This is a genomic window from Sphingomonas sp. SDUR79 (genome assembly GCF_056821745.1).
Map to the genome: position 1 here is coordinate 413638 of NZ_JBPDIN010000001.1, position 26621 is coordinate 440258.

Here is a 26621-nt window from a genome sequence, read left to right on the forward strand (position 1 = left end):
GAAAACCCCTTTGAACCAACTCTCGCCCCGCGCAGGGCCGAAGCAGCCCTATCGCACCGCACGGCCCGCTTCGCAATCGCCCGGCGTTGCCCCGCTCGGGTGCCGCGCCTAGATAGACCGGAATCGCGGCCCATCCGAACCGCTAACGCCCACAGGAACAGGAAGCTTCATGCAGGTCATTTTTTCCGCCACCCGCCCCACCGATGCGGCCGTGCTCGCGCTCCCGGTCGAAAAGGACGGGCTGGATCGCATGCCCGCCGGCACGCTCGACGACGCGACGCTGGCGCTGGTGCGCGGTGCCGCGCGTGCGGGCCGGTTCGAGGGTGAGGCGGGAAGCGTCGCCGAAATCTTCGTCCCCGGCGACGAAGCGGCGAACCGCATCCTGCTGCTCGGCGTGGGTTCGGGCAGCGAGGCGGATTATGAGCGCGCCGGTGGATCGCTGACCGCGCGCTTCCTCGTTTCCGGCGTGACCGCGATCACGGTCGACTTCGCCGCCCTCGGCGGTGCCCCGACCGCGCGCGCCGTCGCGCGCTTCGCCGCCGCCGCCGTGCAGCGCAGCTGGCGCCACGATGTCTATCGCACCAAGCTCAGCGACAAGCAGAAGCCGACACTCGATACGCTCACCCTCGCCAACGCCCCCGCCGACAGCGACTCGAGCTGGGCGAGCCTCGACGCGGTGACCAAGGGGATGGAGCTGACCCGCACGCTCGTGTCCGAGCCGCCGAACATCATCTACCCCGAAAGCTTCGTCGAACGCTGCCGCCATCTGGCGGACCTCGGCATCGAAATCACCGTGCTCGACCGCGCTGACATGGAAAAGCTCGGCATGGGCGCGTTGCTTGGCGTCGCACAGGGCTCGCGTCGTGAAGCGCGCCTGCTCGCGATGCGCTGGAACGGCAAGGGCACAGGTGACGTCGATGTCGCGCTGGTCGGCAAGGGCGTGACCTTCGACACCGGCGGCATCTCGATCAAGCCCGCCGCCGGCATGGAAGACATGAAGTGGGACATGGGCGGCGCCGGTGCCGTCGCCGGCGCGATGAAGGCGCTCGCGCTGCGCAAGGCCAAGGCGAACGTGATCGGCGTGTGCGGCCTGGTCGAAAACATGCCCGACGGCAACGCGCAGCGGCCGGGCGACGTCGTCACCTCGATGTCGGGCCAGACGATCGAGGTGATCAACACCGACGCCGAAGGCCGCCTTGTCCTGTGCGACGCGGTCACCTGGGTCCAGCGCACGCATGGCCCCAAGACCATCGTCGACCTCGCCACCCTGACCGGCGCGATGATCATCGCGCTGGGGAGCGAGCATGGCGGCCTGTTCGCCAATGACGATGGCCTGGCCGAAGAGCTGCTGTCGGCCGGCCGCGCGACCGGCGACCATCTGTGGCGCTTCCCGCTCGGCGACGCGTACAACAAGCTGATCGACAGCCCGATCGCCGACATGAAGAATGTCGGCCCGCGCGGCGCCGGATCGATCACCGCGGCACAGTTCATTCAGCGCTTCGTCGACCCCGGCGTGCGCTGGGCGCATCTCGACATCGCCGGCATGGTCTGGGCCGACAACCCCGGTCCGAACTACGACAAGGGCGCAACCGGCTACGGCGTCCGCCTGCTCGACCGCTATATCCGCGACAATTTCGAGCGCTGATCCCATTTAAATCCTCCCCCGGAGGGGGAGGGGGACCGCCGAAGGCGGTGGAGGGGTAGTCGCCACACACGAACCGGCCCGCGAGCGGAGAGCTACCCCTCCACCAGCTTCGCTGGTCCCCCTCCCCCTCCGGGGGAGGACTGGGGATGGGATGCAGGTTGATTTCTACCACTTAACGTCGACTCCCCTCGACCGCGCCCTCCCGCAGATCGCGGCCAAGGTGGTGGAAACCGGCCAGCGCCTGCTGATCGTCTCCGCCGACGCCGAACAGCGCCGCCGGATCGACCAGCTGCTGTGGACCTTCCGCCCCGACAGCTTCCTGCCCCACGCGCAGGCCGGGGCAGGGGACGACAGCCTCCAGCCCGTCCTGATCGGCGAAGCGGTTGCGCCGGGCAACGGCGCGCGCCACGTCGCGCTGATCGACGGCGAATGGCGCGATGAAGCGCTCACCTTCGACCGCGCCTTCCACTTCTTCGGCGAAGACAGCATCGGTGCCGCCCGGATTGCATGGAAGACTCTAGCCGACCGCGACGGCGTCGAGCGCCGCTACTGGAAGCAGGACGAAACCGGCCGCTGGGCACAGGCGGCTTAGGGAGGTGAGCAATGCGACGTTCCGTTCAGCATTACAGTGCTTTTGCCGGAATGGTGGGGATCTTCACTTTTGCAGGCCTTTCACTGGTCCCGGACGGAAGCCATGAAAGCATAGAATACGTCGTAGTTGGCTGTTGCGCGCTGGCCGCTGGGGTTATTGCCAATCGCTTCATCCCGCTGCGGTAACGGTTCTGGCACGTCTGGCGTTGGCGCCGCCCCCCTTGCCACCGCCCGCGCGTGCCTCTAAGGGCGCGCGCAATCCCATCCCCCAAAAACAGGAGCCGCATGGCCATGGCCGTGACCCGTACCTTTTCGATCATCAAGCCCGATGCCACCCGCCGCAACCTGACCGGCGCGGTCACCAAGATGCTTGAGGAAGCCGGCCTGCGCGTCGTCGCCAGCAAGCGCATCCACATGACCCGCGAACAGGCCGAAGGCTTCTACGCGGTGCACAAGGAGCGTCCCTTCTTCGGTGAGCTGGTCGAATTCATGATCTCCGGCCCGGTCGTGGTGCAGGTGCTCGAGGGCGAAAACGCCATGCAGCGCAACCGCGACATCATGGGCGCGACCAACCCCGCCAATGCCGAGCCGGGCACGATCCGCGCCGAACTGGCCGAATCGATCGAAGCCAACACCGTCCATGGTTCGGACAGCGACGAGAATGCGGCGATCGAAATCGCCTATTTCTTCAAGCCGGAAGAAATCGTCGGCTGATCGATCCGATCACCTGACCACATCGAAGCGGGCCGGGGGCAACCCCGGCCCGTTTTGTTTGTGGTGTCAATCAATCCTCCCCCGCAAGGGGGAGGTGGCGCCGAAGGCGACGGAGGGGGAGGAAGGGAATAACCTCACCGGTCGTGCGTCCTCCCCCTCCGTCAGCTGCGCTGACACCTCCCCCTGGCGGGGGAGGATTTGGGCACTCAATGCCATACCGCCGACAGCGGATAGAGCGCGATCAGCCACACCAGGCACGCCATCACCACCCGTCGGTCGCGCGTCAGCACCGCGATCAGGCTGACCGGGAAGAACGAGAAGGTGATGATCACGCTGCGCAGGTCGAAATTGAGATCGACCAGCGCATAGGCCGTGCCGACCAGCACCACATTGCACAGCAACACCGCGCCGATCACCGTGCGGCGATACCGGTCGAAATGGGCGTCGAGATCGCTGTCCGCGTCAATCGTGTCGGGAAACACAAGCGACGCTGCGACGAAATAGACCGCCGTCACCAAGAACCCGCCGAACATCACCGGCCAGCTCAGCGGCAATTGCTCGCGCATCGCCCAGCCATACATCCAGAACGTCACGACATCGCACGACACGAACAGCCCGAGCAGCCCGGTCGGCCATCCGATCCCGTTCAGCCCGCGCCGCTTGATCGCCCGCGTCAGCCCGCCCAATCCTTCGGCGAGCGACAGGCCGAGCATCAGCCCGAACAGCGAAAAGATGAACTCAAAGCCGCTCATACCATGTCCCCCGAACCCGATTGGTCAGTGGAAGTGGCCGGACTGTCAACCGTTGGGGTCCAGCCCTTCTCGCTCCCCTCGCTGAAAGGGAGGGGTTGGGGGAGGGTGCGCGCGTCTGCGCGCCGAAAAGACTCAAACCGACGGCCCGGCAAAACAGCAGCAATCGAGGCCTCGAGCCTCGCTTGCTTCTAAACCCTCCCCTAGCCCCTCCCTTTCAGGGAGGGGAAATGAACGGAGATCACCGCCCCGGCAGCGTGATCGTCGCGCACAGTCCGCCGCCCTCGCGATTGGCCAGCGTGATATCGCCCCCCGCCTCGCGCACGATCGCGCGCGCCAGCGTAAGGCCGAGGCCCACCCCGCCGGTGGTGCGGTTGCGCGACGGGTCGAGCCGGGTGAAGGGATCGAACACCGCCGCGATCTGCTCTGCCGGAATGCCCGGCCCGCGATCGCCGACCTCGATCCGCACGCCGCCCGCATCCTGGATCAGTTTGACCTCTGCGGCACCGGCATATTTGATCGCATTCTCGATCAAATTGCGCAGTGCGCGCCGCATCAGCGACGGGCGGATGCGGCGGATCAGGCGATGGCCATTCTCATACTCGACCGCCGCGCCCAGATCACGAAAGTCATCGACCACCGCGTCGATCAACGCCGACAGGTCGGTCTCGGTAAGCGGCTCGCTCGGTCGACCCAGCCGCGCCAGCGACAATATGTCGTCGAGCGTGCGGTTCATCTCGTCGATCGTGTCGGCCATCCGCGCCCGATCCTCGTCATCCTCGACCGATTCGATCCGTACGCGCAGCGCAGCGAGCGGCGTGCGCAAGTCGTGCCCGATTGCGCCGAGCATCTGGTCCTTCTCGTCCAGCATCGCGGTCACGCGGCTGCGCATCAGATTATGCGCGGCGATCACCGCGCGGACATCGCCCGGCCCGCGTTCCTCGATCGGCTCGGGCGCGGCACCCGGGCTGAACCCGCGCGCCGCATCCGCGAGCGAGCGCAGCGGCCGATTGACGCGCGCGCCGACCCACAGCACCGGCAGCAGGACGATGCCATAGATGATCAGCGTCTGCAGGATCAGCCGCCAGATGATGTCGCCATCGCTGCGTGGCCAGGCCGATGTCAGCACCAGCCAGCCCTTGCCGGGCAGTTCGACCGCGACCATCAGCTCGCCGCCCAGCCGTTTCATGCGCTCGGCGCGCAACGCGTTCATCCGGGCGAAACGCGGATCGGTCGGCGACAATTTGCGCACGCCCGTAACGATGCGCCCCACCGGGATCCCGGCCTCGGCGAGGGAGGTGCGGATGCCTTGCTCGACTTCAGGATTGTTGCGCAAGCCGGGCGGGATCGGATTGGTCGGTTCCAGCCGCAACCGCGCCTTGCGCTGCTCCGGCGGCTCGCGAAACCGGCCGTCGCGGATGCGCTCGGCCGCATCGACCACGCGGGTGACCGCCGGCGCGGTCACCTGCTCGAAGCGCAGCGAGCGCCGCTCGCGCAGGATCAGCGCGAAATTGATCGCCTGCGCCACGAATAGCGCCAGCGCGACGAGCAGCGCGATCTGTCCGGTCAGGCTGCTCGGCACCAGCCGCTTGAGGAAAGACGGCGCACTCACAGCTTGGTGACGTCGCTCGCCAGCGTGTAGCCGCCGCCCCACACGGTCTTGATCAGCGTCGGGTTCTTCGCATCCGGCTCGATCTTCTTGCGCAACCGGCTGACCTGATTGTCGATCGCGCGGTCGAACGCCGCCGCCTCGCGCCCCTGGGTCAGGTCGAGCAGCTGGTCGCGCGTCAGCACCGCGCGCGGCCGCATGACGAGCGCGAGCAGCAGATTATATTCGCCGGTCGACAGCGGCACCGACACGCCCTCACGGTCGACCAATGCCCGCTCGCCGGTCTTGAGCACCCATCCGGAAAAGGCATAGCTGCCGCTCTCCGGCGCTGACAGGCGCGTCCCGCCCGCCTGCATCCGGCGCAGCACCACCTTGATCCGCGCCGCCAGCTCGCGCGGGGAAAACGGCTTCACGACATAATCGTCGGCACCCATCTCGAGGCCCACGATCCGGTCGGTCTCCTCGCTCCTGGCGGTCAGCAGGATCACCGGCACTTCGCTGGTCGCGCGGATATGCCGACACAGGCTCAGCCCGTCCTCGCCCGGCATCATGATGTCGAGCACGACCAGGTCGATCGAATAGGCCGACAGCCGTGTCCGCGCGGCTTCCGCATCGGCGACCTGGGTCACGCGGAACCCCTGCTTGGTCAGATATTGCGCCAGCGGCTCGCGGATCGAACGCTCGTCATCGACGAGCAGCAAATGCGGGGTCTCATTGGTCATCTCGTTGGAGTTAGCAGATTCCGTCCGCTCGGGAAGTGCCGGGCGGGCGCGGAGGAGGTCGCTGATCCCGCCCGGCATCGCCGTCACTCGCCCTGGGGGGCGGGCGGTGGCGGCGGTGTGTTTCCGCGGCGCTCGCGCATCTTCTTCATGGCGTCGCGCGCCTTGTCGCGCTGCGCCTGCATTTCGGCGGCGTCGATCTTGCCGTCCTTATTGGTGTCGAGCTTGGCGAAGCGCTGCGCCGACATCGCGTCGAACTCGGCCTTGCTGATCGCGCCGTCCTTGTTCGTGTCCGCCATCATCATGCCCGCGCCGCCACCGCGACCGCCACGCATGCCCTTGGCCTTGCCGCCCCGGCCTTCGCCGCGCTTGCCCATGCCCTTGCGGCCTTCGCCGGCCTCGACGCTGCCGTCCTTGTCGGCATCCATCCGGGCAAAGCGCGCCTCGACCATCGCGCGGTTCTCCGCCTTGCTGATCAGGCCATCGCCATTGGTGTCGACGCGCGCCAGCATCCGCTCGCCCATGCCGCCGCCACCGCGACGACCGCCGGGCATAAAGTCCTGCAGCTCGCCGCCCTTCTTCTCGGCCATCGCTTTTCGCGCAGCCTCGGCACCGGCCTTGCGCTCTTCGGCGCTCAGCTGGCCGTCCTTGTTGGTGTCGAGCCGGTCGAACCGTGCATCGGCGCGGGCGAGCATCTCGGCCTTGGACACCGGTGCCTTGGGTGGGGTGGAGGTCTGGCTCTGCATCGCGACCGCAGCACCTGCTGTCAGCGTCGCGCCAATCGCTGCGGTGGTGAGAAATTTCTTCATACGGGCTCCTGTCACGCGGCAGGGGGCGCCGCAGTGATGCCCTTCTGAACCCCGCCTGTCGCACGCGTTTGTCAGTGCGACAGGAGATTGTCGCAAATTGTGTCGGGTTACCCGAAAATCGCCACGCCCTGCGTCCCCTCGGCCACCAGCGTCCCGTCCGCTGCCCACATCCGCATCGTCTGGCTGGAATAGCCGCCGCGCGCGCTGTCGGTCTCGGCCTCCAGCAGCCACCAGCCATCGGTCGTGACCGGCGCAGGCTGCAGGATATTGACCTGCCAGGTCAGCGACGACAGCGGCGTAATCTTGGCGAACAGCTTGAACGCCGCTGGCGGCAGCGCGTCGCCCAGCGCCATCAGCTCGAGCTCCGGGTCCAGCCCCGCCCGGTCGATCAGCCGCCCCCAGCGCAGCCATTCGGTCGGTCCGGCCTCCGCCTTCAGGTCGAAGAAGTTGAAATTGCCGGTGAAGAACTCCTTCGGCCCGGTGTAGAGCTCGGCGTCCGCAGGCGGCGGCGCATGCTCCGCCCGCGCCGTCCCATCATGGTCGATCGCCGACTCCAGCCGGCTCATGAACACGAAATTGGTGCGCAGCCCCAGCCCCGCCTCGCTCACAATATCCGCCTGGATAAACGCCGCATTGCGCCCGCGCCGCAGCTTCGTCGCGGTCACGTTCACCGGCCCGGCAAGCGGCCCGACAAATGCCACCTGGGCCGAGCGCAGCGGTGGCAGGTCCGGCTCGACCTGCTTCGCCGCCGCCAGCGCCAGCGCCGAGGACAGCCCGCCATAGGCCGTCCGCCCCTGCAACCAGTTGGCCGGAATTTCGGTCTTAAAGCCGGTCTCGGTCGGCACCGCGTCGGCCAGCAATTGCGGAAGCGAAGTCATGCCGGGGTCTTCTCCACATAGAGGTCGCGCAATTCGCGCTTCAGCACCTTGCCGATCGCGCTGCGCGGTAATTCGTCGATCGCGATCAGGCCGGCCAGCCGCTGAGTCTTGCCAAGGCCAGCATTGACCGCCGCGAGTATCTCCCCCGCCGGGGTCGCATCGGCGGGGACATAGAATCCCACCGGCGTCTCCCCCCATTGCTCCGACGGTACGCCCACGACAGCACAATCACGCACGCCCGGATGCTGGCGCAACTCCGCCTCCAGATCGCTCGGATAGATGTTGAAACCGCCCGAGATGATCAGGTCCTTCTTGCGGTCCATCAGGATCAGGAAGCCGTCCGCATCGAACCGCCCGACATCGCCATGGCGGATGAAGCGATTGCCCTGCGGACAATACCATTCCGCATCCGACGTCGCCTGTTTGCGCCCGTGATAGCCCGACATCATCGCCCCGCTGCGCCCGACGACCTCGCCCATTTCGCCCTGAGCGACCTCGTGTCCCTCCTCGTCGATCAGGCGGATGTCGTGCCCCGGTGCGGGCTGGCCGACCGTATGCAGCTTGTCGGGATGCGCAGTCGCATTGAGGATGCACGTGCCTCCCCCCTCGGTCATCCCGTAATATTCGACCAGCAGCCCCGGCCAGCGCGCCACGACATCGGCCTTGAGCGCGGCGGAAAACGGCGCGCTGGTGCAGGTCTTCAACCGAAAGCTCGACAGGTCGAACGCATCGAAATCGGGCAGCGCCATGATCCGCTGATACTGCACCGGCACCAGCATCGCATGCGTGGCCCTATGCCGCTCCGCCGCCTCCAGAAACCCGCGCGCATCGAACTTGCCGAGCAGCACCGCCGTCCCGCCCCAAGCGAGCGTCGGGATGAAGCTGACCAACGTCGTATTCGAATAGAGCGGCGTCGCGATCATCGTCACCGCATCGGCAAAGCCCGCCGCATCGCCCCGCGCGACATGCGCCCATCGCATCGCATGCGGCTGCACGATCCCCTTGGGCGTCCCGGTCGTGCCGCTGGAATAGATGATGTTGAACGGGTCCCCCGGCTGCAGATCGACTGGGGCGGGCGCACCAGCACCCGCCAGCCAGTCCTCCACCCCCGCACCATCCAGCATCACCCGCCGCGCCGCTACTGCGCGCTCGCCCAATGTCGCCGCCGCATCCGCATCAAGGAACACGACCCCAGCACCGCTGTCCGCGACCATCGCCGCCATCTGCTCCCCGGTAGAGGAGGGCGCAATCGGCGCCGGAGCCCCGCCCGCCCGGATCGCACCGAGAAAGATCGCCGCATAATCGACGCCCATCGCCCCGACGATCGCCACCGCCTGCCCGCGCGTCAGCCCATCGCGCTGCAACGCCGCCGCGATGGCATCCATCCGCGCATCCAGCTCCGCATAGCTCAGGGCATCGTCGCCATGCACCACCGCCAGCTTGTCGCCACGCTCGCGCGCATGGGCGGCAATCAGCTCGGGCAATGTCCCGAACGGTCCGGCCAGGATTTCCGCCGCAGTCTGCATCCCCACTCCTCGATTCGCATCAACTGCTATGCGAAACCGCCATTGGCTGCCATACGCGATCTTCGAAAAATGATGAGGAGAGGTCGATGCTGTTCTACGATTCGGCGATGCCCGCCCCCAACCCCCGCCGCGTCCGCATCTTTGCCGCGGAAAAGGGGATCACCCTGCCGACGCAGGATGTGTCGATCATGAAGGGCGAGCACAAGAGCGAGGACTTCAAGGCGATCAACCCGCTCGGCCAGACCCCGGCCCTGCAAACCGACGACGGAATTTGCCTCTCGGAAAGCGTCGCAATCTGCCGCTATCTTGAGGCACTGCACCCCGAACCACCCTTGTTCGGCAGCACCCCGACCGAAATCGCCCAGGTCGAAATGTGGAGCCGCCGCGTCGAACTGCGGCTGATGGTCCCGACCGGGATGATCTGGATCCACACCCACCCGTTCACCGCGCGCGTCGTGCCGCACCAGTATAAGGAGTTCGGCGAGAGCAACCGCACGCTCGTCGCCCGCGCCCACGCCCTGTTTGACGCAGCGCTCGGCGAAACCCCGTACGTCGCGGGCGAGCGCTACACGATGGCCGACATATTGCTGCTCACCACGATCGATTTCGGCACCTTTATCGGGCTGAGCATCGCCGAGGAGCATGCCCGCCTCAACGACTGGCACCGCCGCGTTACCGCGCGCCCGAGCGCTGCGGCATGACCATGGAGGGGATGGCCGCCATCGTCACCGGCGGCGGCACCGGGATCGGCGCAGCGGTGGTGCGGCGGCTGGCGGACAGGGGCGTGCGCTGCGTCATCAACTACGCTAACAGCCGCGACGCGGCCGAGGCGCTGGCGGCGGAACTCGGCAACGGATCGATCGCGGTCCAGGCCGACATCGCCGACGACGCGCAATGCCGCGCACTCGCCGCCGCAGCGATGGAGGCATTCGGTCGCATTGACCTGCTCATCAACAATGCCGGCAAGACCAAATTCGCCAATCACGAAGACTTGGAAGCGCTGTCGGCCGACGATTTCCTCGACATCTATCGGCTCAACACCATCGCCCCGTTCCAGATGATCCGCGCCTGCGCGCCCGCCATGCGCGAAGGCCCGGCCAGCGCAGTGGTCAACATCGCCTCGGTCGCCGGGGTGTTCGGCAACGGCTCCTCGGTCGCCTATGCCGCGTCAAAGGGCGCGCTGGCGACGATGACCAAAAGCCTCGCCCGCGTCCTCGCCCCCGCCATCCGCGTCAACGCCGTCGCGCCCGGCTATGTCGGCACCGGCTGGTTCAGCGAGCGGATGACGCCCGAAGCGTTCGACAAGTTCGAAGCCTACATCGCCAGCCAGACCCCGATGGCGATGGCCGCCCATGCCGAGGATATCGCCGGGCCGGTGGTCAACCTGCTCGACCCGTCCAGCCGCGTCATCACCGGAGAGATTGTGCTGCTCGACGCCGGCACCCATCTTGATGTGGGATTGTCGCGCAGACCGGGTAAAGGGTAGCGGTGGCCCACAAGAAACTGAACCTGCCAACCAAGATCTGCGTCGCCTGTGCCCGCCCGTTCGCCTGGCGCAAGAAATGGGAGCGCGACTGGGAACAGGTGAAGTTCTGTTCCGACCGGTGCCGCACGAAAGGGGCAGCGGATGGCCGATGATTATGATCGCGGCAGGCGCGACGGCCTGCGTCTCGCATTGCAGATTCTGGCGAGCGAAGAAGCCAAATGGGAGCCATTGCTCGGGCAAAGCAGCGCATGGCGCACCAATCTGGCGCGTGAGGTACGGCACAAGACGTTCCAGGTGGCCCAGACGCGGGTGCAAACGGCCCTGAATCGGCTGCACCCCGCCGACGACCGGGCCGCCGCCAGCGAACTTGCCGACGCGATCGAAAAGGCCGGACTCTGACCTGCCAGCGAAAGACCGCTTCTTCTTCTTAGCCCTCTCCCGCCTGCGGGAGAGGGTTGGGTGAGGGTCTTCTTCTTCTTCTTCTTCTTCTTCTTCGCCCCACCACCACAGAAAAAGGAAGAAGACCCTCCCCAACCCCTCCCGCAAGCGGGAGGGGCAAAACAAGAAAAGCGGGAGCCGAACTACCCCTTCACCACCGCCGCAGTCTGCCCGAACAGGATCTTCTTCTGCTCGTCCGTCATCACCGGATTCCCCGGCCGCACTTCCTCGCCCTTGGCATAAGCGCGCACCGTCGCGGGCCGTGCCGCCACCGCCTCGAACCAGCGCTTCACATGCGGGAAATCGTCGAGATTCTGGCTCTGCGCCTCATAGGGCACGATCCACGGATAGATCGCCATGTCCGCAATCGAATACGCCTCACCCCCGACGAACGGCTTGCCCGCCAGCTGCCGGTCGAGCACGCCGTACAGCCGGTTGGTCTCATCGATATAGCGCTTCTGCGCATAGGGAATCTGCTCGGGCGCATAGCGGTTGAAATGGTGGTTCTGCCCCGCCATCGGGCCAAGGCCACCCATCTGCCACATCAGCCACTGCATCTGCACGATCTTGTCGCGCTGCTCGGGGCCAAAGAAGCGCCCGGTCTTGTTGGCGAGGTAGAGCAGGATCGCCCCGCTCTCGAACACGCTGATCGCTTCGACGCCATCGACCGGATCATGGTCGACGATCGCGGGCATGCGGTTATTGGGCGCGATCTTCAGGAAATCGGGCTTGAACTGCTCGCCCTGCCCGATGTTCACCGGCACGATGGTGTAGGGGAGGCCGGCCTCCTCCAGGAACAGCGTGATCTTGTGGCCGTTCGGCGTGGGCCAGTAATGCAGTTCGATCATGGGCGCGGGTCTCCAGCGTGAAGCCGCACAAATGGGGTGGCGCGTCGCTTACGCAACCGGCTCGGCAACGCGCGGTCGCCGCAGGACAAAGACCAGCACGATCCCAGCCGCAACTGACGTCAGCACCGCCGCCAGCGCGAATGCTGCACCCGGAAAGCCATGCTCGGCACCATAGGCCAGCGTCTGGGTCAGGCTCAGCGGGCCGAGGATCGCCGCGATGCTGGCAATGCTCGCCATCCCGCCCTGCAACGCGCCCTGATTGGCGGCATCGACCCGCCGGCTCAGCATCGCGTTGAGCGAGGGGTAGGCCAGCATCTGCAGTGCCCCGAACATCAGGATGACGTAAACCTGCCACCCCTGCGTCGCGAAGCCATAGGCGGTGTAGGCGAGTGTGCCGACAATCAGGCCGATCATCAGCGTCTTCGCCTCGCCCAATTTTGCAATCGCGCGCCCGGTCACGAAAATCTGGGTCAGCGCCATCGCCGTGCCCGACGCCGCCAGCGACCAGCCGATTGCGCGGCTGTCCCAGCCATGTGCCAGCTCGGCATAAAAAGCCCAGGTCGCGGGATAGACCTGATGCGCCAGCTGCCAGATGAACGCGACCGCGAGCAGCGGCAGCGCGCCCGTCATCGCGAACAACGGGCGAAAGGTGCCAAGCGGATTGGCGCGCTTCCAGTCGAACCGGCGCCGGTTCTCGGGCGCGAGCGTCTCGGGCAGGACGAAGAAGATCCAGGTCGCGTTGATTGCCGCCAGCGCGGCTGCCACCATGAACGGCGTACGCGGCCCGAAATCGGCCAGCAGCCCACCGATCGCCGGGCCGACCACGAACCCGATTCCGAACGCCGCGCCCATCAGTCCGAATGTCGCGCCGCGCTTCTCCGGCGGGGTCACGTCCGCCAGGATCGCATTGGCCGGGCCATAGACGGCACCTGCGATCCCCGCGATCAGCCGCCCGACGAACAGCCAGGCAATGGTCGGCGCAAACGCCATCAGCGCATAATCGACCGCAAAGATCAGCATCGCCGCCAGGATCACCGGCCGCCGCCCATAACGGTCGCCCAGATTGCCCAGGATCGGCGCGGCAAAGAAATGCGCCAGCGCGAACACGATCGCCAGCGCCCCGCCGATCCGCGTCGCATCGGTCAACGTCGCCCCGCTCAATTCGACGATCAGCGTCGGCAGCACCGGGATCACGATCCCGAACCCGATCGCATCGATCAGCACCGCCGCCAGCGCGATCGGAACCGCGCGATGTCCGAACTTCATACCCCTGCCCCCCGTTCGACACGCTATTAGAACCGATCGCGGCAGGACGAAAGCGCGCCCTCACTACACCCCCTCGTCGTCCCGGCCTTGAGCCGGGACCAAGCTGCCTTCCCCGTGAGAAGCCTTGCCCCGGCTCAGGCCCCGGGCGACGAAAATGGGTTAGGCCCGCACCATTCGCCGCCTCGACGCACTTGCTCACATTCCCGCTGGCAAATGTCCTCACCCTGTTGAGGCAAATGACGCGAAGTTCCGCGACATGTTCGCTTTGTTCAACTTCGTTCCGCAGCGGCTTGACGTAGCGTCATCCATACCGCACCTTCTAAACAGCCGCAGCAGACGGCAGGTGGAGGGATGTAGATGGCGACGACGGTGGATGGAGTCGTGGGCGAAGCGGTGCGCGGTACGCCGCCGATCACGCTGCGGACGCGTGTCAGCTATGGTTCGGGGGCAATCGCCAACGGCATCAAGAACGCCGCCTTCACCACCTATCTGCTGTTTTTCTACAGCCAGATCATCGGCGTGCCGGCGGGGATCGTCTCCGCCGCGGTCGCGCTGACCTTGCTCGTCGATGCGGTCGCCGATCCGCTGATCGGGCGCTGGTCGGATCTGACGCGCAGTCGCTGGGGGCGCCGCCACCCGTTCATCTATGGTGCGGCATTCCCGACCGCCCTGTTCTTCCTGCTCGCCTGGTTCCCGCCCGCCGGGATGAGCGATTTCCAGATGGGCGTGTGGATCTTTGCCACCGCGTCGCTCACCCGCGTATCGATCAGCGCATTCGAGATCGCGACCTCGGCGATGACCCCGGAGATGACCGACGATTATCGCGAGCGCACGCGGCTGTTCTCGCTGCGCTGGTGGTTCGGCTATGCCGGCACCTACGGCTTCACCACGCTGTGCCTGCTGACCTTCTTCGCCGCGACGCCCGAATATCCGCGGGGTCAGCTCAACCCCGATGGCTATCCGGGCTTCGCCATTGCCGGTGCGCTGACCATCCTGGCGGTGATCCTGATCTGCGGCATCGGCACGCATAACCGCATCCCCTATCTGCGTCAGGCCGAGGTCCGGGTCGAGCGGACGCCGCTGCTTGGCCATTTGCGCGAAATGGGCGCGGCGCTGAAGAACCGCGCTTTTCTGGCGATTTTCGGCTTCGGCGTGCTCAAATATTCGGCGATCGGGCTGTACAGCGCGACCAACTTGTTCTTCGGCACCTACCTGTTCGAACTCACCGCGACCCAGCTCGCGATCCTCACGATCGACAGCCTCGTCGCCGCCACCATCGCCGCGCCGTTGGCGCCGGTCATGTCGGCATGGATCGGCAAGCGGGCAAGTTCGATGGTCTTCGCGGTGTTCGGGGTCGCGATCGGCCTGTCGCCGCTGTTCCTGTCCTATCTCGGCTGGTTCTTCGTGCCGGGCGACGCGCTGCTGGTGCCGACGCTGTTCGCAGTCGGTGCGGTCTATGGTGCGATGGTCGCGATCTCGCTGATCAACACCAGCTCGATGCTGGCGGACGTGGTCGAGGACAGCGCGGTCACCACCGGGCGGCACGAGGCGGGGATCTTCTTCGCCGCATCCAGCTTCATGCAGCAATGCTCGACCGCGATCGGCATCTTCCTCGCCGGTCGCCTGCTGGTCTGGTCCGACTTCCCCGCCAAGCCCGTGCCGGGGCAAGTCACGGACGAGGCGATCCGCAGCCTCGTCATCCATTATATCCCCTGCTCGATCGGCCTGTGGACGCTCGGCGCGCTGTTCCTGCTCTTCTACCCGATCACCCGCGCCAAGCACGAAGCCAATGTCGCCGCCCTGCGCGCCCGCGAGGCGGAGGCGCGGGCCGTGGAGATGGACAATAGCGCGCTGCTCGGCCCCGTGCGGTAATTACGGGGTATTGACGCGCGCGGAGCCATACCGCACATTCAAATCCAGCATCGTGAGAGTCGCGTCGGCGGTGGACGCAAACGACCAATGCGGCGGGGCTGGCCAAGGTCGAAAGCGAACATGTCGAGGAAATTCGCGCAAAGTGAACTAAAGCGAACATGTCGCGGAAGAATGCGCCGTGGAGCCGCAGCCCGCTGTGAATTTTGAGGAGAGAACATGTCTGTAATGGAGGATGTAAGGGTCGATCTCGACACCTTCCGCACCGAAGTCCGCGACTGGCTATCGGCCAACTTCCCCGCCTCCCTCAAGGGCAAGGACAATAGCATGTCGGCGGTCGAGGGGCCGACCAACGAGACCCCCGAACAGGCCGCCTGGCGCAAGGCGATGGGCGAAAAGGGGTGGGGCGTCCCGACCTGGCCCGCCGAATATGGCGGTGGCGGTCTCAGCCGGGCGCAAGCCAAGGTGCTGCAGGAGGAAATGGCCCGCGTCGGCGCGTGGAATCCGATTGGCGGCATGGGCGTGATGATGTTCGGTCCGACGCTGCTGGAATATGGCAATGAGGCGCAGAAGAAGGAGCATATCCCCGCCATCGCGCGCGGCGAGGTGCGCTGGTGTCAGGGCTATAGCGAGCCGAATGCCGGGTCCGACCTCGCCAACCTTCAGACCTTTGCCGAGGACAAGGGCGACCATTATCTCGTCAACGGCCAGAAGACCTGGACCAGCGGCGGGCAATGGGCGCACAAATGCTTTGCCATCGTCCGCACCGACAAGACCCAGAAACAGGGCGGCATCACCTTCCTGCTGATCGACATGGATTCGCCGGGGGTCGAGGTGAAGCCGATCCAGATGATCAGCGGCATGTCGCCCTTTTGCGAAACCTTCTTCACCAATGTGAAGGTGCCCAAGGAAAACCGCGTCGGTGAGGAAGGGCAGGGCTGGACCATCGGCAAGCGCCTGCTCCAGCATGAGCGCACCAATTTGTCGGGCGGCGGCTCCGCCTTCCGCATGTCCGGGCCTTCGCTGGCGGACATCGCCAAGAAATATGTCGGCGTTGATGCTGAAGGCCGTATCGCCAACCCCGATCTGCGCGCCCGCATCGCCAAGTTCGAGATGGACTGGCGCGCCTTCCTGCTCACCGCGATGCGCGTGCAGGCGGAGAGCAAGGCGGTCGGCGGTGTGTCCGAAGTCTCGTCGATCCTCAAGACGGTCGGCACCAAGCTGGGCCAGGAACGCGCCGAATTGCTGATCGAGATCCAAGGGATGGAAGGGCTCGGCTGGGAAGGCGAGGGCTTTACCGAGGCGCAGATCCACGGCGTGCGCGCGTGGCTCTTTGGCAAGGCGACGACCATTTATGGCGGCTCGACCGAAATCCAGAACAACGTGATCGCCAAGCGCATCCTGGGGATGCTGGATCATCAGTGAGCCGCGTCGCCCCGGCGCAGGCCGGGGCCGCCCCGTGGCGGGGCGTGGCGCAACATTCTAGCGGCCCCGGCCTTCGCCGGGGCGACGAGGACGAAGACTATGGCCGTTCTGACCGAAGAACAGACGATGCTGCGCGATATGGCGCGCGACTGGGCGAGCAATGAGAGCCCGGTGACGGCGTGGCGCAAGATCCGCAATGCCAATGAAGCGACGGGCTATGATCCCGCCGCCTATGCGACGATGGCCGAAATGGGCTGGACCGGGGTGATCATCCCAGAAGCGCATGGCGGCAGCGATTTCGGCTGGCTGAGCCTTGGCCTCGTCGTCGAGGAGCTGGGCAAGACGCTCGCCGCCAGCCCGATCGCGGCCAGCGCCGCCGCTGCCTCGGCGATCCTGCTCGGCGGCAGCGACGCACAGAAGGACAAGTATCTGCCACGCATCGCCAGCGGCGAACTGGTCGCGACGCTCGCGGTGGATGAGGGGCCGCGCCACGATCCGTCGGCCATCGCGGCCTCGGTCGAGGACGGAAAGCTCAGCGGCACCAAGGCGTTCGTCGCGGAGGGCGATAGCGCCGGCTTGTTCGTCGTCGCTGCGACCGACGGCCTGTATCTGGTCGAGGCGGGGCAAGGCGTGACGGTTTCGCGCCGTCACCTCGTCGATTTCCGCAGCCATGCCCAGGTGAGCTTTGACGGCGCGCCGGCCGACAAGCTTGCTGCGGGCGGAGCCAACCTGCTCGATTCGGTGATCGATCGCGCCGCCGTGCTCACCGCAGCGGAGATGTTGGGCATGGCCGGGCAGGCGTTCGATACCACGCTGGCCTACCTCAAACAGCGCGTGCAGTTCGGCCAGATCCTGGCGACCTTTCAGGCACTGCAGCACCGCATGGCCAATCTGTTCAGCGAGATCGAGCAGATGCGATCGGCGGTCGAGGCTGGCCTTGCCGCGATCGATACCGTGGGCAAGGGTGGCGGCGACACCCGCCAGGCGGCGTCGCTGGCCAAGGGCAAGGCCAATGAAATCGGTCATTTGATGAGCCGCGAGCTGATCCAGCTGCACGGCGGCATCGGCATGACCGATGAATATGATGCCGGCTTCTACCTCAAGCGGATGCGCGTGCTGGAGCAGATGTGGGGTAACACCGCCTATCACCGCGACCGGTTTGCGCGGTTGAGCGGGTTTTAGGGTCGCGCGCTAAATCTGACTCACTTTGCCGTTTGTCCCCGGACTTGATCCGGGGTTGTCGAAGCACCTTTCCTGCGCTCAAAGAGGGCAGTCTACTGCCCTTCGACAAGCTCAGGGCAAACGGCTGTAGAGCGATCCAAATTGAACGCTGGACGCTCTAGGATCGGGCCCGAGGCGGTCCATCCCCCCCTCCCGCTTGCGGGAGGGGCCGGGGGAGGGCCTGTCCTCTTCCGCTAACGTTGCGACGTGTTGACAGCCCTCCCCTAACCCCTCCCGCAAGCGGGAGGGGGACTGGTTCCTGAATCGACGGCAGCGCCCTCTTCGCATCTGCGGCATAAAATCGGTCGTTTAGAAGATCGGTTCAGCATACCCGCGCGTATTTATACAGTACCGATAACGGCGTGCTTTCCCTGATATGCCCAAGGATCAGTGGCGTTTCGCAACGCTTTTCTTGCCTTGACCCGAACTCCTGAACACGTTCTATTCGAGTTTACGGTATGGAGCCGCAAAGCGTTCCGGCCGAACGGGAGTGGGATCTATGAAGAAGCAGCTTTTGGCGGCGTGCGGGCTTACGGCGCTCGTACTTGGCGGGGCCGCGCCGGCGTTTGCGCAGGACAGCGGGGAAGAATCGGAAATCGTCATCACCGGATCGCTGATCGCCGGGACGCCTGAGGATGCGGCGCTGCCGGTCGATGTGATCGGTGCCGAAGAACTTGCCAAGCAGGGCAGTCCGAGCGTGCTCGACCTGGTCAAGGCACTGCCTAGCTCCAGCGCCTCGCTCGGTGACGCCAACCAGTTCGACAGCCGCTCGCAGGGTGCCGAGGGTATCGCAACGGTCAATCTGCGCGGCCTCAGCCCGCAGCGCACGCTGGTGCTGCTCAACTCGAAGCGCCTGGCGACGTCGGGCAATGGCGTGCCGTCGGTCGACATCAACCTGCTGCCCCAGGCCGCAATCGGCCGGGTCGAGGTGCTGAAGGACGGTGCCGCTGCGACCTATGGCTCCGAAGCGATTGCCGGCGTGGTCAACTTCATCACCCGCACCAATCAGCGCGGTTTCCAGGGATCGGGCAGCTACCGGTTCATTGACGGATCGGACGGCGATCTCGATGTCTCGCTCAGCTTCGGTCATGTCGGGGACAATTTCCGCGTGCTCGTCGCGGGCGGATATCAGCAGCGCGGACAGCTGATGGCGAAGGAGCGCGACTGGGCGATCCGCCCCTATGCCGAAAACCCGCAGGGCGGCTGGACCGGTGGCGGCAATCCGGCGAACTTCCTGTTCCTGGGCGCCACCGGGTCGCCGGTGACCGGGATCGCCGCGGACTCGGCCTGCGCGCCGCTCGGCGGCTTTGTCGGCGCGGATGCGCGCTGCTACAACCAATATTCAGTCTATGACAATCTGGTCGAAAAGGAGATGCGCGGCCAGGCGTTCATCGATTTCGAATGGGATGTGGGCGAGAAGACGACGCTTCAGGTGACTGCGCTGTACGGGCGCACCACGGTTCCCAATTATCTGACATCGCCATCCTATTTGCTGACCCAGCCGCCGTCGGGCGTGGCGATTGCGGGAACGCCGTTTGCACCGTTCGCGGCACTGCTGAACAGCGGCTTCTTCGTGCCGAGCGCCAATCCGGGCCTCGTCGCATATCGCGCGGCCAACACGACCCCGGCGGGCGCGGGCGTGCTGTTCCCGACCCTGTTGTTCCGGCCGTTCCTGCTCGGCGGCAATCCATCGACGCTGGACAATGAGTTTGCGCCCGGTTCGGCGACCGGTTTGCGCAAGGGTGAATCGACGCGGTTTACCGCCGAATTGCGCGGTGAGATCGCGGACGGGCTCAACTACAACCTCAACGCCACCTATCACAGCTATTATCGCTACATCGATGGCTATGACTCGTTCGGCGACCGCGTGCAGCGCGCGCTGCTCGGTTTCGGCGGTCCGAACTGCACCGGCACGACGCCGGGGGCCAATGGCTGTCTGTGGTTCAATCCGTTCGGCAATGCGGTGTCGGTCAACCCGGCCACCGGCCAGTCCAACCCCGTCGCCAATGGCCCGAGCAACAGCGCCGAGCTGACCGACTGGTTCTTTGTCCGTTCGAATACCAAGGTGAATACCGACCTGCTGGTGTTCGAAGGGTCGCTGAGCGGCGGTACCGGGGTGAGCCTGCCGGGCGGCGAAGTACAGTTCGGCGTCGGCGCGCAATATCGCGATACGTCGATCAAGGGCCGTTATGGCGCGGCCAACAACCTGGCCACCAACCCGTGTCGCGAATCGCCGCTCAACGGCAATACCAATGGCGCGGCATGCTCGGGTGGACGTGCCCCGGCGGGTGCGCTCGGCTTCCTCGGCACCAATCTCGACTATGACCTGCAGGGCGATGTCTGGGCGGTCTATGGCGAAGCGCAGCTGCCGGTGTTCGACTCGCTGAACCTGCAGCTCGCCGCCCGGTTCGAGGATTATGGCGGGGCCACCGGCTCAACCTTCGATCCCCAGATCCGTGCGCGCTGGCAGGTGACCGACTGGCTGGCACTGCGCGGCGGGTTCGGCACCACCTTCCGTGCGCCGACGCTCAACCAGCTGGCGCCCGGGTCGATCACCGCGCTGCAGATCATCGACACGACGTTCCGCCCGATCGATGTGTTCGGTAATCCGAACCTGGTGCCGGAAAGCTCGAAGAATTATGGCGGCGGCGTGTTGTTCAATGCCGGGGGCTTCAGCGCGAGCATCGATTATTACCGCTATGATATCGAGGATGTGATCGTCTCCGATCCGCTGATCTCGATGGTCAACACGCTGTTCCCCAGCACCGGCGGCAACACCTGCGCCACCAACACCGCACTGGCGGCGCGCTTCACCTTCTCGACCGGCCCGTGCACCGCGACCACGGCGCGCACCGCGATCTCGCGCGTGCGGACCGAGAACCAGAATGGCGCGTCGATCACCAATGAAGGCATCGACGTCACCGCCAGCTATCGCGGGACCGACATGCTGGGCGAGGGGACGCGCTTCGCGATCGGCGGCAACGTCACCTACACGCTGCAGAACCGCATCAGCGACATCTTCGTCGAAGGGACGCTGGTGCAGCGCGGCTATGACGGCGTCGGTCTGCTCAACTATCAGACGACGCTCTATCCGGTGCCGGAGTGGAAGGGGCAGGCTTTCCTGGAGTTCGGCGCAGGCCCGGTCGATGCGCGGTTGACCGTGACCTATATCGACGGGCTGTACGACCAGCGTGCCGACACCACGACGGCCGGCGTCTATGGCCCCAACGCCTCGCTTGGCGGGGCGCGGGTGACCGACGGCGCGTTCATCGACAGCTTCACCACCGCCGACTTCACGATCCAGTTCGAGATTGTGAAGGACGTGACGCTGTCGGGCAGCATCTACAACATCTTCGACAAGGATCCGCCCTTCGCTCGCGAAGACTATAACTACGAGCCGTTCGTCGGGAATCCTCTGGGCCGCAACTTCAAGATTGGCGTTTCCGCCAAATTCTGAAGCCGGCACCTTTCGGGGCTCCGCCGCGCGGGGAACGCGGCGGGGCTCCGCTTTTGTTTGACGAGCGTGAAGAATTGACGGTGCGTAACGCGTAAAAGGAGCAGGTTTAGATGGCGACGATTCCCGCACCGGACGGTCCCGTTCCTGAAGGGGCCGATGACCGGGCGATCCGGCGCCGTGGCCTGACGCTCGCGCTGCTGACCATCACCTATTTCTTCAGCTATATGGATCGCCAGATTCTTGCGATCCTTCAGGAGTTGATCAAGAAGGATCTCGGGCTCAGCGATACCCAGCTGGGGATGCTGACGGGCCTTGCCTTTGCCGTCTTCTATGCCGGGCTCGGTATTCCTGTCGCGCGGCTTGCCGACCGAATGAACCGGCGCAACATCATCACGATCAGCCTGACGGTGTGGAGCGCGATGACCGCCGCGTGCGGACTGGCGCAGAATTTCATCCAGCTGCTGATCTTTCGCATCGGTGTCGGAATTGGCGAGGCGGGATCGAGCCCGCCGAGCCACTCGATCATCGCCGACCTCTATCCGCCCGAAAAGCGCGCCGGGGCGATGGCGATCTACTCGCTGGGCGTGGTGCTGGGCACTGCGTTCGGTACGATGATCGGGGGCACGGTGGCGCATTATTATGGCTGGCGCATCGCACTGCTCGCGGTCGGCCTGCCGGGCGTGATCCTCGCCTTTTTCGTGTGGAAATTCGTGGTCGAGCCGCGCCGCGGGCTATCCGACGTGGTCAAGGTCGCGGAAAGCGATGCGATGCCCTCGCTGCGTGAGGCATTTGCCGGAATGTGGGCCAACAAGGCGGCGGTGCATGTCGTGCTGGGCGTCACGCTGACCTCGATGATCGGCTATGGCCTGGCCGCATTCGGGCCCAGTTACATGCAGCGCTCGCTGGACATGAGCTTGCTGGAGATCGCATGGATCGTGGCCCCGATCCTGGGTGTGGTCGGCGCATTGTCGGCTGTGATCGGCGGGCGGCTTGCCGACTGGCTGGCGAAAACACGCGGAATGCACGCACAAAGCTATATGGTCGCGCTGCTCAAGGTCATCGCATTGCCCTTTGCGCTGATGTTCTACTGGCTCGACAGCTGGCAGCTTGCGCTCTGCGCCTATGTGGTCGCGCTGCTGTTCCAAAACAGCTATCTCGGCCCCAGCTTCGCAATGATCCAGAGCCTCGCCCCGCAAAAGGTGCGCGCGTTGTGGGCGGCGATCACCTTGCTGGTCATCAACATGGTCGGTCTTGGCATCGGCCCGGTCGCCGTGGGGCGCCTCAGCGACGCGCTCTACCCGACCTATGGTGAGGATTCGCTGCGCTATGCGATGTTGATCTTTGCCGGGATCACCCCCTGGGCGATCTTCCATTACTGGCGCGCGGGGGTGTGGCTGAAGCGGGGGGCGGCCGCCGCCTGACACCGTCCTTGCCAAGTCCGGTACTGCAATTTAGCGTGACCGCTCTGTGTGTTGGCGGTGACGGGGGCGTTTATGTTCGTGCTGAGCTTGATGTTGGCCGCCTCACAAGCCGCCCCCGCGCCCAAACCCAGCGAAACCCCGGACGTCGTCGTGGTCGCCAACCGCATGGGCGCGGCGCTGAAGCGCTGCCTCGAGCGTAATTGCCCGCCCGAGGAGGAAGTCGAGGCGGCGATGGAGGCGGGGGCGGAGAGCTTTGCCGCCGGACGCTATGAAGAGGCAAAGAAAACGCTGCGGCTCGCCATCTCCCGCAATGCCAAATATGCCAAGGTCATCCCGACCAAAATTTCCGACCTTTATGCCACCTATGCCGACGTCGCCGAGCATGAGGGCGACGAAACCGCCTTCATCGATTCGACCCGCAACAGCGTGACGGTGTTGCGCCGGGCGCTGGGTGAAGGGCATCCGGCGGCGATCCGGGTGTCCGCGCGGCTGGGCGACATGTGGGCCAAGCTGGGGCAGCCGCAACGCGCCGACGGCGCCTATCAGCGTGAGGCGGAGCGCGCGGCGCGGTTCGGGCGACGCGATCTTGCCGGGATGCTGACCTTCCGCCGCGCCTGGTTGGCACTGGCGGCGCGGGACAAGCCGCATGCGCGCAAGCTGTCCGTCCAACTCGAGCGCGAATATGGCCGCGAACCCGTCTTCACCCCGGCGCTTGCAATCCTGAAGGCGCGGCTTGCGCTTGGAGACGGCAAGGATGACGGGACCGCAGCGTTCATCGCCGCAATTCGCCAGGCGGGAATGGCCGATCCACTGTTGATGCGCGAACCGCCTTACCCCGAGTTCGACCCCGCGCCGATGGTGTTCGGATCCAGCCGCGACATTATCTGGGCGGATATCGGGTTCTGGATTCAGCCCGATGGCACGACGGCCGGGATCGAAGTCCTGCGACCGGCAGAGGATGGCGCGTGGGCGCGGCGGTTATTCAAGCAGATCGCCGGTCGCCGCTATTCGCCGGTCGAGGGTGCCGAGGCGGGGGCAATGGGCGTGTATCGGGTCGAGCGCTACACGCTGCGCCCGGCCTATAAGGTCGATATCGGGACGCGTATTCGCCAGCGCGTGGGACCAGTCAGCCTGCACCAAGTCGATATCACCAAATTGGCCGCGCACACCGAGGGCAGCGCGACCCCGTAATCCGCGATCAAAACTCCAGCACGCGATCGTCGAACAGGCCGAACACGATGGTCGAGGCGTAGAAGGCGACCGCGCGCTCGCGCGGCATGGTGCTGGCCCATTTGCGCATGTCGAACGCGGCATTCTGCAGCGCCATCATCGTCTGGCTGGCGACCAGCGGGTCGATCGCACGGATCGATCCTTCGGCGATGCCGTCGGACAGCATGCCGGCATAGCGCCGCGCGATGCGGTTTGAGCGGTCGATCAACGCGGTGCGCACGCGTGCGGGCAGGCCCGACAGCGCCGTGGTGCGCAGCAGCGGTCCGCGTTCGGAAAACTGCACGTCGAGCAGGGTGGCGATGATGCTGGTCAGCTTGCGCCAATGGTCGCCCGGCCCCTCTTCGGCCAGCCGCTGCGCATCGGCGATCAGGTCGAAGCTGCGCTTGTAGCATTCGATCACCAGCTCGTCCTTGGCGTCGAGATGGTGGTAGAAACTGCCCTTGGTGACGTTGAGCTCGCTCGCGATCTTCTGCACCGATGCGCCGCGATAGCCGAGTTCGTTGATCAGCCGCGTCGCCGCCAGCAGGAACGCCTCGCGCCCCGGCTCGGCCTCGTCATGGATCAGGTCGAGCATTTCGGGCTTCCAAACATCGCCGGGGGTGGCGATGCCGTGGCGAAACACGTCCATCAGCCGGCTTTCGACGCGCGGATATTCATCGACCTCGTAGCGGGTGATCCAGGCCGGAAGCCAGAAGGTGTTTTCGAGCAGCACATGCGCGCGCCCGCCGCGCAGGTCGGTTTCCGCGCGGGTGCCGCCTTCGCCCCACAAGGCGCGGGTCTTGCGGAAAATCTGCTGCCACCGCTGCATCAGGCGGGTGCGCATCTCACCCTCCATCGCGCGCAGGTCGGACAGGATGGCGAACGCCTTTTCCTCGCCGCGATGGATGCTGGCGAGGCGCGCCATGTTGATCGACAGGTAGCGCGCGACGCGTGCTTCGGGCGTCGTTTCGCGATGCGCCTCGTCCAGCATCGCGTCGAGCCGGTCGAGCGTCACGTCGAACGCGGCGGCGGCAAGGTCTTCCTTGCGCTTGAAATAATAGGTAACGCTGGTGGTGTTGAGGCCCACGCGCTGTGCGACATCGGCGAAGGTCATGCCCTTCGCGCTCTGATCGTTGATCACGTCCGCTGCCGCCGCGAGGATCGCGTCGCGCTTGGCGCGGAACCGTTTTGTTTCCCCCCGCGCCTCTTCGGGCGCTGCGTCTTCGGCGTTCATCGTGACAGGTTAGCAAATTTGATTCGAACGAACAGTCCTAAACGCGCGTTTGGCCATGCACAGCAAACCGTAGCCGAAAAATGCGGCCAGCCCCACTTTACCGAATATCGGGTATGGCCTAATCGAGTCGAAACGGATTGAAGAAGGAGAGGCGCATGGATTTCACGCTGACGGAGCGCGAGACCTATTTCCGCGACCGCGTGAGGGGGTTCCTCGACCAGCACATCACCCCGCGCCAGAACGAGTATCGCGATCAGGTGTATACGGGCGAACGCTGGAAGGTGCTGCCGGTGATCGAGGAGCTGAAGCCGGTCGCGCGCGCGCAGGGGCTGTGGAATTTCTTCATGCCGCCGCATTCGGGCCAGACCCATGTCGACGACAGTTTCGAGTTCGAGGGGACTCAGCTCACCAACCTCGAATATGCGCTGTGTGCCGAGGAGATGGGCCGCGCCGGCTGGGCGAGCGAGGTGTTCAACTGCTCCGCGCCCGACACCGGCAATATGGAGGTGCTCCACCGCTATGGCACGCGTGAGCATAAGGAGCGCTGGCTCAAGCCGTTGATGGATGGCGAGATCCGCTCAGCGTTCCTGATGACCGAGCCGGATGTCGCCTCGTCCGATGCGACCAACATCCAGACCTCGATGGTCCGCGACGGCGACCATTATGTCATCAACGGGCGCAAATGGTGGTCGTCGGGCGTAGGCGACCCGCGCTGTGCCGTTGCGATCGTGATGGGCAAGACCAATCCCGACGCATCGCGCCACGCGCAGCAGAGCCAGATTTTGGTGCCGATGGACACGCCGGGCGTCAGGGTCGAACGCATGCTTTCGGTGTTCGGGTATGATCACGCGCCGCATGGTCATGGCGAAGTGGTGCTGGAGAATGTGCGCGTTCCGGTCGAGAATATCCTGCTCGGCGAGGGCCGCGGGTTCGAGATCGCGCAGGGCCGCCTCGGGCCGGGGCGCATCCATCATTGCATGCGGTCGATCGGCGTGGCCGAAATGGCGCTGGAGCTGATGTGCAAGCGGCTGCTGAGCCGGGTCGCGTTCGGCAAGCGGATCGCGGATCATTCGATCTGGGAACAGCGCGTCGCGGAGGCGCGCTCGAACCTCGAGATGATGCGCCTGCTGTGCCTCAAGGCGGCGGACATGATGGACAAGGCCGGCAACAAGTCGGCGCAGGGCGAGATCGCGATGATCAAGGCGATGGGGCCGCGCATGACGCTGCAGATCCTGGACGATGCGATCCAGGCGTTCGGCGGCGCGGGCGTGTCGGGCGATACGCCGCTGGCCAGCGCCTGGGCGAGCATGCGCACGCTGCGCTTTGCCGATGGGCCGGATGAGGTGCACAACCGGGCGATCGCGCGTAGCGAGTTCGGCAAGTACGGCGAGTTCAAGGCCGATCGCCCGAGCAGCGGCGACATGGCGGTGACGCGGTAAGCCTTTGCCGTCACCCCCGCGAACGCGGGGGCCCATCTCCCGGACGCGCGGCAACTGCGCCGGTGAGG

At 65.6% G+C, this 26621-nt stretch carries 24 protein-coding genes; 15 read left to right on the top strand and 9 right to left on the bottom strand.

Annotation, left to right across the window (positions count from 1 at the left end; all coding sequences use genetic code 11):
- Positions 1 to 169 precede the first annotated feature (169 nt).
- The 4 genes from ACRYLO_RS01885 (at position 170) to ndk (ending at position 2950) form a co-directional block, all read left to right on the top strand.
- Complete coding sequence (locus tag ACRYLO_RS01885; RefSeq protein ID WP_482658605.1) at positions 170 to 1645, top strand: leucyl aminopeptidase; 1476 nt, start codon at positions 170 to 172, stop codon at positions 1643 to 1645.
- A 151-nt stretch (positions 1646 to 1796) separates the two neighbouring features.
- Positions 1797 to 2237 (top strand): DNA polymerase III subunit chi, encoded by a 441-nt coding sequence (locus tag ACRYLO_RS01890; protein WP_482658606.1) that lies wholly within the window; start codon positions 1797 to 1799, stop codon positions 2235 to 2237.
- Between the two features lie 11 nt (positions 2238 to 2248).
- Entirely contained in the window at positions 2249 to 2422 is a 174-nt protein-coding gene (locus ACRYLO_RS01895) for a hypothetical protein (protein ID WP_482658607.1), read from the top strand.
- A gap of 105 nt (positions 2423 to 2527) precedes the next feature.
- Positions 2528 to 2950 carry a nucleoside-diphosphate kinase gene (ndk, locus tag ACRYLO_RS01900; protein ID WP_257845413.1) on the top strand — a complete coding sequence of 141 codons (423 nt, stop codon included), beginning with the start codon at positions 2528 to 2530 and terminating at the stop codon, positions 2948 to 2950.
- A 206-nt stretch (positions 2951 to 3156) separates the two neighbouring features.
- On the opposite strand, the gene ACRYLO_RS01905 is transcribed toward ndk, so the two are convergent.
- From ACRYLO_RS01905 to ACRYLO_RS01930, 6 genes are all read right to left on the bottom strand, one after another.
- The gene (locus ACRYLO_RS01905; protein WP_482658608.1) at positions 3157 to 3702 is read right to left on the bottom strand and encodes a hypothetical protein; all 546 of its coding nucleotides are present in this window, start codon (positions 3700 to 3702) and stop codon (positions 3157 to 3159) included.
- A 238-nt stretch (positions 3703 to 3940) separates the two neighbouring features.
- A complete protein-coding gene (locus ACRYLO_RS01910) occupies positions 3941 to 5311 on the bottom strand; it encodes a sensor histidine kinase (protein ID WP_482658609.1) in 1371 nt (456 codons plus the stop codon).
- Complete coding sequence (locus ACRYLO_RS01915) at positions 5308 to 6030, bottom strand: response regulator (RefSeq protein WP_482658610.1); 723 nt, start codon at positions 6028 to 6030, stop codon at positions 5308 to 5310. The genes ACRYLO_RS01910 and ACRYLO_RS01915 overlap by 4 nt, the downstream gene beginning before the upstream one ends.
- A gap of 83 nt (positions 6031 to 6113) precedes the next feature.
- Positions 6114 to 6836, bottom strand: coding sequence for a hypothetical protein (locus ACRYLO_RS01920; RefSeq protein ID WP_482658611.1), 723 nt, complete (start codon positions 6834 to 6836; stop codon positions 6114 to 6116).
- A 107-nt stretch (positions 6837 to 6943) separates the two neighbouring features.
- On the bottom strand, positions 6944 to 7714 hold the full coding sequence (locus tag ACRYLO_RS01925) for a thioesterase family protein (protein WP_482658612.1): 771 nt from the start codon (positions 7712 to 7714) through the stop codon (positions 6944 to 6946).
- Positions 7711 to 9240: a class I adenylate-forming enzyme family protein gene (locus ACRYLO_RS01930; RefSeq protein WP_482658613.1), complete on the bottom strand. Its 1530-nt coding sequence runs from the start codon at positions 9238 to 9240 to the stop codon at positions 7711 to 7713. Before ACRYLO_RS01930 ends, ACRYLO_RS01925 begins: the two co-directional genes overlap by 4 nt.
- Before the next feature lie 86 nt (positions 9241 to 9326).
- Here ACRYLO_RS01930 and ACRYLO_RS01935 point away from each other — a divergent pair, with 86 nt between their 5' ends.
- The 4 genes from ACRYLO_RS01935 to ACRYLO_RS01950 are packed head-to-tail and all read left to right on the top strand — an operon-like array spanning position 9327 to position 11125.
- Entirely contained in the window at positions 9327 to 9941 is a 615-nt protein-coding gene (locus tag ACRYLO_RS01935; RefSeq protein ID WP_482658614.1) for a glutathione S-transferase family protein, read from the top strand.
- Complete coding sequence (locus ACRYLO_RS01940; protein ID WP_482658615.1) at positions 9938 to 10726, top strand: SDR family NAD(P)-dependent oxidoreductase; 789 nt, start codon at positions 9938 to 9940, stop codon at positions 10724 to 10726. The genes ACRYLO_RS01935 and ACRYLO_RS01940 overlap by 4 nt, the downstream gene beginning before the upstream one ends.
- Positions 10727 to 10728: 2 nt before the next feature.
- Positions 10729 to 10878, top strand: coding sequence for a DUF2256 domain-containing protein (locus ACRYLO_RS01945; protein ID WP_294018477.1), 150 nt, complete (start codon positions 10729 to 10731; stop codon positions 10876 to 10878).
- The gene (locus tag ACRYLO_RS01950; protein WP_482658616.1) at positions 10868 to 11125 is read left to right on the top strand and encodes a hypothetical protein; all 258 of its coding nucleotides are present in this window, start codon (positions 10868 to 10870) and stop codon (positions 11123 to 11125) included. Before ACRYLO_RS01945 ends, ACRYLO_RS01950 begins: the two co-directional genes overlap by 11 nt.
- A 182-nt stretch (positions 11126 to 11307) precedes the next feature.
- Here ACRYLO_RS01950 and ACRYLO_RS01955 read toward each other — a convergent pair whose 3' ends face one another.
- Together ACRYLO_RS01955 and ACRYLO_RS01960 are read right to left on the bottom strand one after the other, a co-directional pair.
- Positions 11308 to 12012, bottom strand: coding sequence for a glutathione binding-like protein (locus ACRYLO_RS01955; protein ID WP_482658617.1), 705 nt, complete (start codon positions 12010 to 12012; stop codon positions 11308 to 11310).
- Between the two features lie 48 nt (positions 12013 to 12060).
- On the bottom strand, positions 12061 to 13278 hold the full coding sequence (locus ACRYLO_RS01960) for a TCR/Tet family MFS transporter (RefSeq protein ID WP_482658618.1): 1218 nt from the start codon (positions 13276 to 13278) through the stop codon (positions 12061 to 12063).
- Positions 13279 to 13635: 357 nt separating this feature from the next.
- On the opposite strand from ACRYLO_RS01960, the gene ACRYLO_RS01965 reads away from it, so the two are divergent.
- From ACRYLO_RS01965 to ACRYLO_RS01990, 6 genes are all read left to right on the top strand, one after another.
- Positions 13636 to 15150 carry an MFS transporter gene (locus tag ACRYLO_RS01965; RefSeq protein ID WP_482658619.1) on the top strand — a complete coding sequence of 505 codons (1515 nt, stop codon included), beginning with the start codon at positions 13636 to 13638 and terminating at the stop codon, positions 15148 to 15150.
- A gap of 216 nt (positions 15151 to 15366) precedes the next feature.
- Entirely contained in the window at positions 15367 to 16572 is a 1206-nt protein-coding gene (locus tag ACRYLO_RS01970) for an acyl-CoA dehydrogenase family protein (RefSeq protein WP_482658620.1), read from the top strand.
- Positions 16573 to 16671: 99 nt separating this feature from the next.
- Positions 16672 to 17754 carry an acyl-CoA dehydrogenase family protein gene (locus ACRYLO_RS01975; protein WP_482658621.1) on the top strand — a complete coding sequence of 361 codons (1083 nt, stop codon included), beginning with the start codon at positions 16672 to 16674 and terminating at the stop codon, positions 17752 to 17754.
- 538 nt (positions 17755 to 18292) lie between these two features.
- A complete protein-coding gene (locus ACRYLO_RS01980; protein ID WP_482658622.1) occupies positions 18293 to 21250 on the top strand; it encodes a TonB-dependent receptor in 2958 nt (985 codons plus the stop codon).
- Between the two features lie 110 nt (positions 21251 to 21360).
- Positions 21361 to 22671, top strand: coding sequence for a spinster family MFS transporter (locus ACRYLO_RS01985; RefSeq protein WP_482658623.1), 1311 nt, complete (start codon positions 21361 to 21363; stop codon positions 22669 to 22671).
- Positions 22672 to 22743: 72 nt separating this feature from the next.
- A complete protein-coding gene (locus ACRYLO_RS01990) occupies positions 22744 to 23862 on the top strand; it encodes a tetratricopeptide repeat protein (RefSeq protein ID WP_482658624.1) in 1119 nt (372 codons plus the stop codon).
- Positions 23863 to 23869: 7 nt separating this feature from the next.
- Here the strand turns inward: ACRYLO_RS01990 and ACRYLO_RS01995 are convergent, their stop codons facing one another.
- Positions 23870 to 25114, bottom strand: a complete 1245-nt coding sequence (locus ACRYLO_RS01995; RefSeq protein WP_482658625.1) for a TetR/AcrR family transcriptional regulator — start codon at positions 25112 to 25114, stop codon at positions 23870 to 23872.
- Positions 25115 to 25269: 155 nt separating this feature from the next.
- On the opposite strand from ACRYLO_RS01995, the gene ACRYLO_RS02000 reads away from it, so the two are divergent.
- Positions 25270 to 26553: an acyl-CoA dehydrogenase family protein gene (locus tag ACRYLO_RS02000; protein WP_482658626.1), complete on the top strand. Its 1284-nt coding sequence runs from the start codon at positions 25270 to 25272 to the stop codon at positions 26551 to 26553.
- Positions 26554 to 26621: the final 68 nt, after the last annotated feature.